Origin of the sequence: Sphingomonas sp. Leaf198, assembly GCF_001424005.1 — a bacterium.
Lineage (GTDB): Bacteria > Pseudomonadota > Alphaproteobacteria > Sphingomonadales > Sphingomonadaceae > Sphingomonas.
The window spans coordinates 1,035,899-1,050,669 of the sequence record NZ_LMPX01000001.1 but is presented as its reverse complement, the minus strand read 5'-3'; the positions used below and the strand labels follow the sequence as shown (position 1 = coordinate 1,050,669).

Annotated in this window: 9 protein-coding genes; 3 read left to right on the top strand and 6 right to left on the bottom strand. The window is 65.9% G+C overall.

What is annotated here, in order from left to right; all coding sequences use genetic code 11:
- Positions 1-3 precede the first annotated feature (3 nt).
- From ASG20_RS04760 to ASG20_RS04745, 4 genes are all read right to left on the bottom strand, one after another.
- Positions 4-1,308: an OmpP1/FadL family transporter gene (locus tag ASG20_RS04760; RefSeq protein ID WP_056049171.1), complete on the bottom strand. Its 1,305-nt coding sequence runs from the start codon at positions 1,306-1,308 to the stop codon at positions 4-6.
- A 50-nt stretch (positions 1,309-1,358) separates the two neighbouring features.
- A complete protein-coding gene (locus ASG20_RS04755) occupies positions 1,359-1,769 on the bottom strand; it encodes a DUF2147 domain-containing protein (RefSeq protein ID WP_056049166.1) in 411 nt (136 codons plus the stop codon).
- Positions 1,770-2,037: 268 nt separating this feature from the next.
- The gene (locus ASG20_RS04750) at positions 2,038-4,356 is read right to left on the bottom strand and encodes a 3-hydroxyacyl-CoA dehydrogenase/enoyl-CoA hydratase family protein (RefSeq protein WP_056050444.1); all 2,319 of its coding nucleotides are present in this window, start codon (positions 4,354-4,356) and stop codon (positions 2,038-2,040) included.
- On the bottom strand, positions 4,356-5,492 hold the full coding sequence (locus ASG20_RS04745) for a thiolase family protein (RefSeq protein WP_056049163.1): 1,137 nt from the start codon (positions 5,490-5,492) through the stop codon (positions 4,356-4,358). Before ASG20_RS04745 ends, ASG20_RS04750 begins: the two co-directional genes overlap by 1 nt.
- Positions 5,493-5,623: 131 nt before the next feature.
- Here ASG20_RS04745 and ASG20_RS04740 point away from each other — a divergent pair, with 131 nt between their 5' ends.
- Complete coding sequence (locus tag ASG20_RS04740; protein WP_056050442.1) at positions 5,624-7,309, top strand: long-chain-fatty-acid--CoA ligase; 1,686 nt, start codon at positions 5,624-5,626, stop codon at positions 7,307-7,309.
- On the top strand, positions 7,306-7,698 hold the full coding sequence (locus ASG20_RS04735; RefSeq protein ID WP_056049160.1) for a MerR family transcriptional regulator: 393 nt from the start codon (positions 7,306-7,308) through the stop codon (positions 7,696-7,698). Before ASG20_RS04740 ends, ASG20_RS04735 begins: the two co-directional genes overlap by 4 nt.
- Before the next feature lie 221 nt (positions 7,699-7,919).
- On the opposite strand, the gene ASG20_RS04730 is transcribed toward ASG20_RS04735, so the two are convergent.
- Together ASG20_RS04730 and ASG20_RS04725 are read right to left on the bottom strand one after the other, a co-directional pair.
- Positions 7,920-10,397, bottom strand: a complete 2,478-nt coding sequence (locus ASG20_RS04730) for a PhoX family protein (RefSeq protein ID WP_056049159.1) — start codon at positions 10,395-10,397, stop codon at positions 7,920-7,922.
- Positions 10,398-10,448: 51 nt separating this feature from the next.
- Positions 10,449-12,845 (bottom strand): TonB-dependent receptor domain-containing protein, encoded by a 2,397-nt coding sequence (locus ASG20_RS04725; RefSeq protein ID WP_056049155.1) that lies wholly within the window; start codon positions 12,843-12,845, stop codon positions 10,449-10,451.
- A 168-nt stretch (positions 12,846-13,013) separates the two neighbouring features.
- Between ASG20_RS04725 and ASG20_RS04720 the strand changes: the two genes are divergently transcribed.
- Complete coding sequence (locus ASG20_RS04720; RefSeq protein ID WP_056049152.1) at positions 13,014-14,693, top strand: alkaline phosphatase D family protein; 1,680 nt, start codon at positions 13,014-13,016, stop codon at positions 14,691-14,693.
- The last annotated feature ends 78 nt before the right edge of the window (positions 14,694-14,771 follow it).

The following is a 14,771-nucleotide window of genomic DNA, read 5'->3' as shown; positions in this document are numbered from 1 at the left end:
GATTTAGAAGCTCACCCGCCCCCCGAGCGAGAGCACGACTGCCGACGCGTTGCGCAGCGCACCCGAGGTTAGGATGTTGGTCTGCGCGGCCGTCCCGACATAAGCCGCCGTGATACGGTCGATCGTCGTATTTTCGAAGTCGACATATTGCGCGGCAGCGTCGAGCGCGATGCGACGCGACAGCTGGTACGAGCCACCCGCCGCATAAGTCCACCGATCCGCATCGGGCACGCGCGCGTCGCGCGAACCGTCCTGCGTCGGCGACTTGGTCCGCTGCAGGCCGGCGCGCACGGTCAGCTTCGGCGTGACGTCGTAATCGAACCCGCCGGCGAGGCTCCAGCTGTCCATGTAGTTCTCGGGGATCGCGGTGTTGAGCGGCGCGCCGAGATCGATCGTGTCGAACTTGCTCCAGCTGTACGCGACCACCTGCGCGTTGAGCGTAAGCTTGTCGGTACCGCGGAACCGCCCTGCGACGATCACCTGACCCGGCGTGTTGAACGCGGCCTTCGCACCGGACACGGTCATGTTCGACGACGCCAGCGGCCCGACGAGGCCACTGACGGTCAGATCACCCTTCAAATTGTGGCGGATGCTCGATTTGTAGCTGATCCCGACCGTCGCGAAGTCGTTGTGGAGCTGCACACCCGCGGTCCAGCCGAAGTCCCAGCCATCGCCCTTCAGCTCCTGCTGGCCATCGGGCAACGCCGCGGACAGATTGGGCAGCGCGTTGCTGAGCGACGCGTCGGTATATTCGACGTTGAGCGCAACACCTACGCGGAGCCAATCCGTCACGACGATGCCGACCGAAGGCTGGATGTCGATCGTCCGCAACCGCGTCTTGTCGGCGCTGTACCGCGCCCAGCTGTTCGCGTCGTAGTTGGTCGTGAAGCTGAACGGCGAGGTTACCGCGAGGCCCACCGCGATCCGATCGGTCAGCGGATACGCGACCGCACCCGATGGCACGACGCCCTTGTTGATCGGGTCGCGCGAGTTCGATTGGCCGCTGATCCCCGTGCAGGGCTGGCCCGGGCGGCAGATGCGCGTGCCGGTATCGACCACGTCGCCCTTTGGCAGGATCGCGGAGGCGGCGAGCGTCGCGCTGCCGTCACGGATGCCGGCGATCGCCGCGGGGTTCCACCACAGCGAGTCAGGACCGGTATCGGCGCCCTCGCCCGAGAACGCGCGGCCGGCGCCACGCGCGGACTGCGCCTGGAGATAGAAGGCGTCGGCATAGGCGGTGCTGGCGAATCCGAAAGCGGACACGAGCGCGGATACCGCGAGAAGTGGAGCTTTGGTGCGAAACGTCATGGATAAGATCCTGAAAGCTATACTGATAGTGGAAGACGGAACAGTGCAACTCAGCGCACGCGCGTCCAGGTCTGGGTCTTGCAGAGCGGGAAGAAGACGCAACCGCGCAACTTCAGCTGGTTCGCGCCAAGCGGGGTGATCTTGCCACTGTAGGTCTTGCCGTCCTCGGCATTGTAGACCTGACCGCTGCTCCACACGCCGTCCTTGTCGGGCTTGAACCCGCTCAGCATCTGCATGCCCTGGATCGGACGATTGCGCAGCGCGGTGTTCGCGTTGTTCGCGTCCTTCATCGAAGGATTGGCGCGCAGCGCATCGGAGGTGAGAATCTTGCCGCAGATCGACGGGCCACAGCGGGCGATCTCGACGATGGCGTTGTGCGTCTCGGTCTTCCAGCGGCCGATAACGGTCTCGGCGGTGGCGGGCGCGCCCGCGAGCAATGCACCGATAATCAACAGGGACATCTTCTATCCTCTCCTTGGATGTAGGGACGCCGTATCTGTACGGTCGTTAAAATCTTGTCAGGCCAGCGACGTTACCGCGAGCTTGCTGCCGTATACGGCATGTATCGTTTGGCCGTAGAATTGTACGAAGACAAGTCAAGTCTTCTTACTGATTCCGCGCGGTGAAAATGTGTTCATTCGCGTGGTGTTCCCCCGCGAAGGCGGGGGCCCAGGGTAACGAACGCGGCGCTGCTTGATCCTGGGCCCCCGCTTTCGCGGGGGAACAGGGTCAGTTGCGGAGGGGCTTGCCCGTTTGCAGCATGTGGACGACGCGCGCCTGCGTCCGCGGATCCTTAACGCTCGCCATGAACGCTGCGCGCTCCAGGTCGAGCAACTGGTCCTCGGTCACGGTGTCGACCAGATCGGCCTCGCCACCGGTCAGCACCTCGGCAAGCCGATCCGCGACGACGAGGTCGTAGTCGGTCGCCATGCCCTTCTTGTGGAAGTCCGCAACCGCCATGTTCAGCCCCGTCCGGCCGCTCGCGCCCGCCAGGCGGAAGGTCGGCTTCTCCGGCGCGACATAGCCGTCGACCAGCGACAGCGCCTTGGCCTTCGCATCCGCCAGCAACCGGTCGCGGTTCATCGTGATGCCGTCGGCCTTGCGCAGGATCATCATCTCCTTCGCCTCCGCCGCCGACTTGGCGACCTGCGCGGTGGAGACCGCCTGGAACACCTTGGTCAGCACCGGCATCGGCCCGTTCGGCAGCGTACGCGACTTGCTCCAGCGGTCGAGCATCTCGCCATTGCCGCCCCAGCCGGGGACGAGCCCGACGCCGCACTCGACGAGCCCTGCATAGGTCTCGGCATGCGCCTGCACCGCATCGGAGTGGAGCAGGATCTCGCACCCGCCACCGAGCGCGAGCCCGGCCGGCGCGCTGACGACCGGGAAGGGCGCGTATTTAAGCGCCTTGTACGCCTGCTGGCCACCCGAGACGCTGGCCTCGACCATGTCCCACAGGCCCGCGCCGACCGCGAACATCGCCGCGCCGAGGTTCGCACCTGCCGAGAAGTTCGACGCCTCGTTATACACCACCAGCGCCTTGAAGCGCTCGCGGACGACCGGGATCGCCTCGTTGATCAGTGCCACGACCTGATCGTCGAGCGCGTTCATCTTGGTGTGGAACTCGAGCGCCGCGACGCCGTCGCCGACATCCCAGAGCGACGCCGACAGGTTCGTGAGGATCGGCTGTGAACGGAGCTTGATGTCCTCCAGCAGCTCGACACCGTCCGCACGCGGCACGTCGACATACTCGCCGCCAGCCGTGAGGTACTGACGCTGGCCGTTCTCGACGCGGTAGAACGGACGGTCGCCCGCGGTCGTCAGGATCGCAGGAACGTCGCGACCTTCCTCGGCAAGGCGCGCGGCGAGCACGCCGGGACCCATCCGGTCGATCAGCTCGAACGGCCCGTATTTCCAGTTGTAGCCGAGCTTCATCGCGTCATCGATCGCGACGACATCGTCTGCTGCTTCGCCGACGAGCATCGCCGCATAGGACAGCGTGTTCCCGAGGATCGACCAAGCATAGGTGCCGATCTCGCCCGGCTCAGCGATTAGCGCCGCGAGGTCCTTGCCTGTCTTGCCCGGCAATTCAGCGGGCTTGGCTTCAGCACGGTACTCGCCGGTCGCGAGGTCGAGCGAGAGCTTGGTCCGCGTCGCCTTGTCGAAGCGGTAGAACCCGCCCTTGCCCTTGCGGCCGGTGAACCCTTCCGCGATCATCTTGTCGACCAGTGGCAGCGGACGCACCGTATCGAAATACGGATCGCCAGCCGGCAGCGTAGAAGAAAGGCTCTTCGACAGCAGCGGCATCAGATCGACGCCGACGAGATCCACCAGCCCGAAGATCCCGGTTTTCGGCACGCCCATCGGACGTCCGCCGATCTGGTCAGCTTCCTCGACGGTCAGCCCCTGGTCCATCGCCGCGTTGATCGCGATCGCCAGCCAGTAGGTGCCGATGCGGTTGGCGATGAAGCCCGGCGTGTCCTTCGCGCGCACGATCCGCTTGCCCATGAAGCGATCGACGAAATCCTCGACCTTCTCGGCGACCGCGACGTCGGTATGCTCGCCGCGGACGATCTCGACCAGCCGCATGTAGCGTGGCGGGTTGAAGAAGTGCGTGATCAGAAAGTCGGCCTTGAACTGGTCCGACCGCCCCTCGACGAGGTTGCCGAGCGGGATAGTCGAGGTGTTCGACGACACCGCGGTGCCCGGACGCTTCAGCGCTTCGAGCTTGGCATAAAGCGCCTGCTTGATGTCGAGCCGTTCGACGATCGCCTCGACGATCCAGTCGCACTCGGCGACGCGACCCAGATGATCGTCGATGTTGCCCGTCTCGACCAGCTTGGCCGCACGCTTTGACATAAAGGGCGCGGGATCGGTCTTGAGCATCTTGGCAACCGCGCCCTTGGCCACTGCGTCGCGGTCGTCACCCTCGCGGGGGACGATGTCGAGCAGCAGCACCGGGATGCCGGCATTGGCGATCTGCGCGGCAATGCCCGCGCCCATCACGCCTGCGCCGATGACGCAGACCTTTTTCACAGCGTCGACCATCATGCGCGCTCCAGCACCGTAGCGATGCCCTGACCGCCGCCGATGCACTGCGTCGCCAGCGCATAACGGCCACCTTCGCGCGACAAGAGCGCAGCCGCCTTGCCGACGATCCGCGCGCCGGTCGCGCCGAGCGGATGGCCGATCGCGATCGCGCCGCCATCGAGGTTGATCGTCTCGTCCTTCAGCCCGAGGTCGCGGATGCAGGCGATCGCCTGGCTCGCGAACGCCTCGTTGATCTCGACCACGTCGAGGTCCGCGACGGTGATCCCGGCGCGCTCCAGCGCCTTCTTCGACGCACCGATCGGGCCAAGCCCCATCGTCTCGGGCGCGCAACCCGACACGCCGATCGACTTGATCCGCGCGAGGATCGTCAGGCCGTGCTTCTTGGCGAACTCTTCCGAGGTGACCAGCACCGCAGACGCGCCATCGGTCAGCGGCGACGAGGTGCCGGCGGTCACCGAACCGTCCGCGCTGAACGCAGGCTTCAAGCCGGCGAGCGCTTCGGTGGTCGTGCCAGCGCGGATCGTGCCGTCCTGGCTGACCGGGCCCGCCTTGGTCTGGATCGTCACGATCTCGTTGGACAAGCGGCCATCGGCGCGGGCCGCGGCAGCCTTGTCCTGGCTCTTGACCGCGAACGCATCCTGCTCGGCGCGCGTGATCTGATAGTTGCGCGCGACGTTCTCGGCGGTCTCGCCCATGCCCATGTACGCGCCGGCGCTCTTCTTCGCGAGCTCGGGGTTGGGGAGGGGGTTGTAGCCGCCCATCGGCACGCGGCTCATCGATTCGAGGCCCGCGCAGATGAACGCCTCGCCCGCGCCGACCGCGATCTGGCCATAGGCGATGTGGATCGCGCTCATCGACGAGCCGCAGAACCGGTTGACCGTCATCCCGCCGACCGAGATCGGCAGGTCGGCGATCTGTGCGATCAGCTTGGCGACATTGAGGCCCTGCTCGCCCTCGGGGAAGGCGCAACCGAGGATGATGTCCTCGATCTCGGCGGGATCGACGCCGGTCTTGTCGAGCAACCCGCGAATCGTCTGCGCGGCGAGATCGTCCGGACGGACGCGGGCGAGCTCGCCCTTGCCGGCGAGGTGGAACGGCGAACGGGCGTACCCGGCGATGACGACGTTGGTCACGATGATCCTCTCATATTGCGGTCGACCCGGTTAACGCTTGCGGGTTACCCTTAAGGTGCGATACCTCACCTTTACGTCAAGGTGAAGCGGCCGACAATATGGCTTACGCACACCGAGCAATGGAGAGCGAGATGCAGGACACTTCCGGGGGCAAGGCGATCGGCGTACCGTTGCTGGGCGAGCCGCGGCTGCTGGGCGACATGCTCGATGCGTCGGTGCGCCGGTTCGGGTCGCGCAACGTGCTCGACTTCATGGGGCGGACGCTGACCTATGCCGCGCTCGGCGAGTCGGTCGATCGGGCGGCGCGGGGACTCCAGGACATGGGCGTCGTGAAGGGCACGCGCGTCGCGCTGTGCCTGCCGAACACGCCCTATTATCCGATCCTGTTCTTCGCGATCCTCAAGGCGGGCGGCGTCGTCGTCAACGTCAACCCGCTCTATGTCGAGCGCGAGCTGGCGCATCTGCTCGAGGATTCGGGCGCGACGATCATCGCCACCTGCGACATCGCCGAGATCCACGCGCGCGTCCTCAAGGTCGCGGGGCAGATGGGCGTGAAGCACGTCATAACCTGTCCGATCGCAGGCGCTCTGCCGACGCTGAAGTCGATCGCCTACCGCATCTTCAAGCGCGCCGAGATCGGGCGGGCGCCCAACGATGCGCGGCATTCGACGTTCGATGCGTTGCTGAAGGCAAAGGGCGCGCCGTCCCCCGTTACCGTTTCCCCGGACGAGGTCGCGGTGCTGCAATATACCGGCGGCACCACCGGCGAGCCCAAGGCGGCGATGCTCAGCCATGCCAACCTCGTCGCGAACGCCGATGCGATGGTCGTGTTCGTCGGTGGCGAGCAGCCGCATCAGGACCGCGTGATGGGCGCGCTGCCGCTGTTCCACGTCTTTGCGCTGACCACCGTGCTGACGTATTCGATCCGCACCGGCGCGGAGATGATCCTGCTGCCGCGCTTCGAATTGCAGCAATTGCTCAAGACGATTGACCGGACCAAGCCGAGCTATTTCCCCGCGGTCCCCACGATCTACGCGGCGATTACCACGGCTGCCGAGACGCAGAAGATCGACCTGTCCTCGATCCACGCCTGCATCTCGGGCGGCGCACCGCTGCCAGCGGAGGTGAGGATCGCCTTCGAGGCAGCGACTGGCGCCAAATTGTGCGAGGGGTACGGTCTCTCGGAAGCTTCGCCGATCATCACCTGCAACCCGATCGATGGCCTCAACAAACCAGGCTCCGCGGGGCTGCCCTTTCCCGGCACGACGATCGAGATCCGCGATCGGGAGGACCCGACCCGGCTGCTGCCCGTCGGCGAGAATGGCGAGATCTGCGCGCGCGGGCCTCAGATCACGCAGGGCTATTGGCACAAGCCCGCCGCCACCGCCGACCTGTTCGCCGACGGTGCGCTGCGTACCGGCGATGTCGGGCATCTCGACGCGGACGGCTATCTGTTCATCGTCGACCGGATCAAGGACCTGATCCTCGCCGGCGGCTACAACGTCTATCCGCGCGTGATCGAGGAGGCGCTGTACGAACACCCCGCGGTGCTCGAAGCGGTGGTGATCGGCGTGCCCGACAAATACCGCGGGCAGGCCCCCAAGGCGTTCGTCGTGCTGGCCGAAGGTTTGGTCGCTACCCCGCTAGAACTGCGCGATTTTCTGCGCGACAAGATCAGCAAGATCGAGCTTCCCCGCGAGGTAGAAATCCGCGACAGTCTGCCCAAGACGCTGATCGGCAAGCTATCCAAAAAGGAACTTGTCGCTGAAGAGACCGCAAAGGCGGCGGCGTCGGAGGCGAGGGGAGTGGACGCGTGAACGACCGACAGGACGATCTGACCGGCATACAGGAGGTCTCGCGCATGCTCGGCGTGAGCGCGCGGACGCTCCGCTTCTACGAGGACAAGGGGCTGATCGAGCCCTGCCGGATCGGCACGACGCGCGTCTACACGCGGCGCGAAGTGGCCCGGATGCAGCTGATCCTGCGCGGCAAACGTCTCGGTTTCACGCTGCGCGACATCGAAGAGTTCCTCGACCTCTACGACGCCGACCCGCAGCATGTGGAGCAGATGCGCGCGCTGGCCGAACGTTGTCGCCAGCGGATCGACCTGCTCGATGCCCAGCGCGAGGCGATCGTCCAGACGCGGGATGAACTGGAGAAGATCGAACAGGAGGCTCTTGCGCGGATTCCGGCTGGGTTGGTCTGATAGCTACCGCTGCTCGTGAGAGACGAGTCCCAAGCCTATGACAACGATACCATTTGGCGAGAATGCACCACCCCGGCGAAGGCCGGGGCCCAATTGGGAAAGCCGAGGTAACGACGCACAGCGCTGATGAGCGACGTCCCCCAATTGGGCCCCGGCCTTCGCCGGGGTGGTGCGTTAGTCGATCCTCCCCCTCGCGGGGGAGGATCAGCAAACTCCGAAGCTTAAAGCCCCACCACACCCCCGTCGGTCTTCGTGATCACGATCGTCGCCGACCGCGGCCGTGACGGAGCTGCCACCGCGCCCGCCTGGTTGGCAGGCCAGCTGCTGGTGATGTTCGTCGGCCCGCCATTCTCGCCGGGATGCTGGATGTTGACGAACAGCGACCGGCCGTCCGGCGTCGAATGAATGCCCGTGATCTCACACTCCTTCGGCCCGACCAGGAAGCGGCGCAGTGCCGCCCCCGGTGCCTTGCCAATCCGCGTCGTTACCGAGCCGGTTGCCGTACCGATCGTGTTCGTCACCGTCCGCGTACCGCCATCGTTGACGATCCCCGGCACCGAGGCGAGCAGCATGCAGTTGGTAACGTCGGTGTACGCGCCGTCGTCGGTCTCGATCCACATCACCGGCGCGATCGTCCCCGACGCATTGCTCGGCAGGCCGAACCACAAGCCGTCGGGCGACGAGAAGTCGTTGGTCGCATCGAGCCCCGACAGGTTGATGTTGGCTGCATCCAGATCAGAACCGGCCCCGAACGCATAGATGTCCCACGCGAACGTCGTCGCCTCGGACGTATCGCCCGTCTCGCGCAGACGGATGATGTGACCGTTGGCGTTACCCGTGGTCTGGCCGCCGGTGGTCTTCGGATCGACATAGGCGCGCGGGTTCGACGCGTCCGCGGTCGCCACGGTACGCGACGAGTTGTTGGTGAGTGTGCAGTACATCTCGCCGGTCGCCGGGTTCACCGCGGTCCATTCCGGGCGATCCATCCGCGTCGCACCCAGTGCATCCGCGGCAAGTCGCGTATTGATCAGCACATCGATCTGGCTCGAGAACGGATACGCCGCATTCGCCGAGGTGAGAGGTCCCTGGCCAAAGACCAGGGGGAGCCACTGGCCGCTACCGTCCGCTGCAAACTTCGCAACGTAAAGTGTTCCAGTATCGAGATACTTGTCACCGATCGCCAGACGGTTCGCCGCGCTTGCATCTGCCGCCGACCACGGCGTAGCCGACACGAACTTGTAGATATATTCGTTCTGCGCGTCGTCGCCCATGTAGAACGCGGGCTTCACGCCGGCGATGGTCCGGCCGATCTGGCAGCCCTCATGGTTCATCCGGCCCAGCGCGGTACGCTTGCGCGGCGTCGAGGTGGCGTCGAACGGGTCGATCTCGACCACCCAGCCGTACTGGAAGATCTCGTTGCGGAAATCGCCCGTGCCGTCGGCGGGGGCGCCAGCCTGCGCGGTGATGTTCCAGCGCGAATAGACCGTGCTGGTCGTGTCTGCCGGCGTGACCGACCACCAGCCATAGTTGCCAGCCGTGCTGCTGCTGCTCTCGGTCTTGCCATACCGCGCGAGCGACGTGTTTGCTTTTACGCCGATTGGGCCGCTCGCCGCACGGCGTGCACCGTCGCCGACCTCGCGGCGGAAATAGCCGACCCAGTTCTCTTCGTTCGTCAGGTATGTGTGCCAAGGCATTGTACCATTGGCGCAGTTGTTGATCGTGCCGCGTCCCGTCGTGGCGTCGGGCGAGTAGCGCGTCTTGAGGCTGTCGGCGCCGCGCACAGGTCCCGAGAAGCTCATCGGCGTCAGCGGGGTGATGCGGCGGTTGAACGACGAGGTCGTGACATAGCTCCACGCGGCGGCGCGGCTGATCTCGATCACCGACACGCCGTGGCACTCCATCTCCTTCAGCGCCTCGGCTTCGGGACGGACGCCGCCGGTCGTGGTCGGGCCATTCGGATGCAGATAGGCCTGCGTAATGTTCTCGTGGTTGAGCACGAGCAATCCGCGCGTGTTGCCGTCGGCATCGGGCGTGCCGGCGGCCGACAACCCGAAATAGCTCATGCCGTCATGGTGATCGCCGGCGCGCTTCGAGAAGGTCGTATCGCTGCCGTCATTGGCATAGGCGCCGACGCCGCTGCCGATCGGATCGCCAAGGCGGTAAAGCACCGTCACCGCATAGCCGGTCGGCACCGCGACGACGTCGGCGAGGCTCTTCGCCACTGCGGTGAAGCCGAGCGAGGCGGCACCCACCGTCACGCTGGTCGAGGCAGTGACCGATCCGCGCGCCGATCCGGCGGTGAACAGGAAGGTCAGGACGGTGCCAGCGGCCGCACCGGGTACGACGAACGTCGCAGTGCTCGTGGTCGCGCCTGCGAGCGTGACGCTGGGGCCGGCGGTCTGCGTCCAGCTGACGCTGTCGACCTGGCCGATGGCGGCCCCGGTCAGCGTCGCCACGCGGCCGGCCGATGCACTCCCGCCTGCGGTCGCGGTGACCGTGACGGGGCTCGCGCCGCTGTCGCTGTCGTCGTCGCAGCCGGTCAGCAGCATGCCGCCGAACACCGCCGCGGCGGTAGCCGACATGCCGCCCATCAACGTCTGGCGGCGCGAATACCGCACCTCGATCAGATCGTTGATGTGCGGGTTGGCGGTCGGATTGGTGTCGATATCGCCGTCGGTATAGATGGTTTCGAACGTCATGATTGGTCCCCCCGGGGATGAATGGTCGGTGCGGTCGCGGCTAGTGGCGGATCAGAACTTCGAGCCCAGTTCGATGCCGTAGAAGCGCGGCTCGCCGGCGATGTAGGTCGGGATGCCGAAGCCCCCGCCGGTGTTGCCGGCGTCGATCAGATAGCGCTTGTTGGTCGCGTTGCGGACGAAGCCGCCGACGCTGTAGCGGCCTTCCGCGAACTCGAGCCCGGCGCGCGCGTTGACGAGCGTGTAGCCCGGCGTGCTGACCGCCTGGCTGTTCGGCAGCTCGAAGAACACCTTGGTCCGGTAGTTGATGCTCGGCGTCGCATAGAGCGTCGCACCACCGACCGGCAGCCGCAGCATCAGGCCGCCCGATGCGGTCGTCTCGGGCTGGAGACGGAAGCGATTGCCCGCGAACACGCCGTTCGCCGCCTCATCGCCGATGCCGCCATCGATATAGGCAAACGTCGCGAAGGCAGAGAGATACGAGGCGAGCTTCAGATTGCCTTCGAGCTCGACGCCGAGGTTCTTGGCCGATCCGGCGCTCTGCGTGGTGGTGACGCCGTTGTTGGTGATCGACACCTGGAAGCCGTCATAGGTCTGGTAGAACACCGACGCCGCGCCGGTGAACGGTCCGACCCGCCCCTTGATGCCGCCTTCGTAGTTCCAGACATTCTCCTGCGGCACGACCTGCAGGTTCGGACCGACGCCGAATGCGGTGTTCTGTGCGGCCAGCTGGACGACCGGCGAGCGGCGACCCTTGCTGATGGTGGCATAGAGATTGACGTCGTCGTTGAGCTTCAGCAGCGCATTGAAGCGCGGCAGGATCGCGGTGAAGCTCTTCTCGGCAACGAACTTGTTGCCGTTCGTGTTCGCCGTTCCGAGCAGGCTGGTGCGAATGCCGAGCGCCGCGAGGATCACCGAGTTCGGCTGGACCGACGAATAGCCCGACTGGCGATCCTCAATCAGGATGCGCGCGCCAGCGGTAAGTTCGAGCGCGGGTACCGGGATGTAGGTCGCGTCGGCAAACACCGAATAGGTGTCGTTGTTGCCGTAGTTGGTGAACACCGAGGCGTAAGGTATTGCCGTTGCACGGCCACCGGTGAGCGCCGCGGTCGCCCGCGTCGCCGGGATCGTACCGTTCGGTGCGACGCAGGACGTACCTGTGGCGATGCCTGCACCGTTGAGCGCCGCGCGGATCGGCGCGAAGCTCGCGCTCACCGAGCAGGCGAGATACGTACCCTCTTCGGTCGCGAACGGCACACGCTGATACCCGTTTTCGAAGAACGCGTTCCAGCCGACCGAGGCGCGGTATTTCGGCCCTTCGAACGCGAAGCGGCTCTCATGGCTCCACTGGTCGCCCTTCGCGTCTTCGGCGAATTCCAGGTATGCGGCGGGGCCACCGTCGGCATCGAACACCTCGTTCGAATCGAACCGGCGATAGCCGTTGACCGTCGTGAAGGTGATTCCTGGCGACAGGTCTGCGGTGATCGTCAGATTGGCGTCGTAGACGTTGCGCTTGAGCCCGAGTTTGCGCGCACCGAGCACGGCTTCGCTGTATGGCGAGCCCGAGAGTTCGGCATAGCCGTAATCGCCGGTCTGGCCGCCGGTCGGGGCATGCGCGCGGCTCTTGAACGCGGTGCCGGGGTTGCGCTGGCCGTCATAGGTCAGGACGAGATCCGCGGTAATGCTGTCGCTCGGGCGATAGCGCAGCGAACCGCGCAGGCCGCGCTGGTCCTGGCCGTTCAGGTCGTCCTGGTCGACGCCTCCCTGATTCTGGTTCGGCACCTTCGGATCGCCGGCGATGTTGCGGACATAGCCGTCGCGGTATTTGTAGGCGAACGCGATCCGCCCGGCGAGCACGTCGTTGCCGGCGTTGAGGAAGCCCGACACCTGCGTCCGGTTGAAATTGCCGTACGATCCGTTGATCGCGCCCGACACGCCGGGCTGCGGTTTCGCCGAGATGACGCTGATCGCGCCGACTGCCGCGGCGGTGCCGAACAGCGTCGCCTGCGGGCCCTTCACGACTTCGATCCGCTCGAGATCGAACAGGTCCTGATACGCACCGCGCGACCGGCTGATGTCGATGCCGTTGTAATACAGCGTGACGCGCGCGCCCTGCTGTGACGAGCCGTTGTCCGAGGTGATGCCGCGGATCACGAAGCCCGGGTTGTTCGCGCTCTGCTCCTGGATCTGCAGACCGGGAATGTAGGCAGCGACCTCGCTTAGCGAATTGACGCCGATCGACGCCATCTTCGCGCCGGTGATCGCGGTGACGGTGACGGGAACGTCGGCGATCCGCTGTTCGCGCTTCTGCGCGGTGACGACGATCTCGTCGCTCGGGGTGGTGGAAGCCGTGGTCTCCGTGCCGGGCTCCGTTGTCGCCTGGGCCAGTGCCGCGGTCGAGCAGGTCGTGGCGAGCGTCGCAAGCGCGAGCCGCGTAAAGATGCGTGTCATTGTGTCCCCCGTGTTCGTGCATCGGCACTAGGCAGGGAACGTGACGGTTAAACGGCGTCTTCATGAAAGCAAGATGACAGTCCAGTCACGGCACTGTCACAGGGTTGCCACCGGAGTGTAGCGGAGTGCGCCTACCGCGGCGGTGCCTAATAACGAAAGCCCTGTTCAATGACGATCAACCGCCGCGATGCTTTGAAGACTGCGCTGAAACTCGCCGGTTCGGGTGCAACGCTCGCGCTGCCCTCGGCCGCGACGCATGCAGCGGGCGCGGCCAAGCTCCGCTTCGATCACGGCGTGGCGAGCGGCGATCCTTCGCTCGATGGTGCCATCCTGTGGACCCGCGCCACCCCGGTCGAGGCCGCACAGGCCGGCGACATCGCGCTGACGTGGCACGTGGCCGAAACCGAGAACGGCAAGCCGCTCCGCTCGGGCAGCGTCAAGGCGCGTGCCGCCCGCGACTTCACCGCCAAGGTCGAGGCGACCGGGCTCCAGCCGGGCCGCGAATACCGCTACTGGTTCGACGCCGCCGACGGCACGCGCTCGCCGGTCGGCCGGTTCCGCACGCTGCCCAAGGGCAAGGTCGCCGACGTCGTCATGGCGGTCGTCTCGTGTCAGCTCTACGCGGGCGGGCTGTTCAACGCCTATGACGCAATCGCCAAGCTCGACCGCGTCGACACGGTGCTGCACCTCGGCGACTATATCTACGAATACGGCGTCGACGGTTACGGCGCGGACATCGCCAAGAAGATCGATCGCTTGGTCGAGCCACGTCACGAGATCGTTAGCCTCGCCGACTACCGCATGCGGCATGCGCAGGTTAAGCGCGACACCGACATGCAGGCCGCGCACGCCCGCGCCGCGTTCATCTGCGTGTGGGACGATCACGAGGTCGCCAACGACGACTGGATGCACGGCGCCGAGAACCACGATCCCAAGACCGAAGGCGACTGGGACGCGCGGAAAGCGGCGGCGATGCAGGCCTATTTCGAATGGATGCCGATCCGCGATCCCAAGCCCGGCCAGCCCTGGGCGGCGATCAACCGCAGTTTCGAGTTCGGCGATCTCGCGACGCTGGTGATGGTCGAGACCCGGCTGCTCGCACGCAGTCACCAGGTGGTGTCGAAGGGCGAGGAGATCACGCAGGCCGAATACGCACCGATGCTCGCGGAGCGCGCGCGGACGGATCGCGAACTGCTCGGGCCGGCGCAGCTCGCCTGGGTCGAGAAGACGATGGCGACCTCGGTCGCGGCGGGCAAGCCGTGGCAGGTGCTCGGCAACCAGGTGGTGATGGCCAAGGTCGCAGGGCCCGACATGGAGCGCCAGCTCGGGCCGGTGAAGTTTGCCGAGACGATGGCGAAGCTGCCGGCGACGTGGCGCGAGCGGCTGACCGCGAGCATCGCCTCGTACCGTGCCGGCTTGCCGTTCGGGTTCGACAGCTGGGACGGCTATCCGCCCGCACGCGAGCGACTCTATGCGGCGTTCAAGCGCGCGAAGTCGCGGCCGATCGTGCTGTCGGGCGACAGCCACGCGGCATGGGCGAACGACTTGCACGACGCATCGGGCAAGCTGGTCGCCGCCGAGTTTGGCTGCACCGCGATCACCAGCCCGTCCTATGGCTCGCTGCTGCCCGGCATCGGCACGCTGATCGCCGACGCGAACAAGGGCGAAGTCCGGTTCTGCGACCAGGACCTCAAGGGCTTCACGCTGCTGACGTTGACGCCGGAGCATGCCACCGGCGATTCGGTGACGGTGTCGACGGTGTTCGCCAAGCCCTACACGCAGGGTAGCGCGGCACGCTTCCGTGCCTATGCCGATCGCCCGAACCAGCCGCTCGAAAAGATCGTCTGACGAGCAAGCCGTTCAGGGCCCACGGGGCGGCATCGCCGATGCCGTATCGTGGGCCTTGCGGTCCCGGGCGCGAGATAA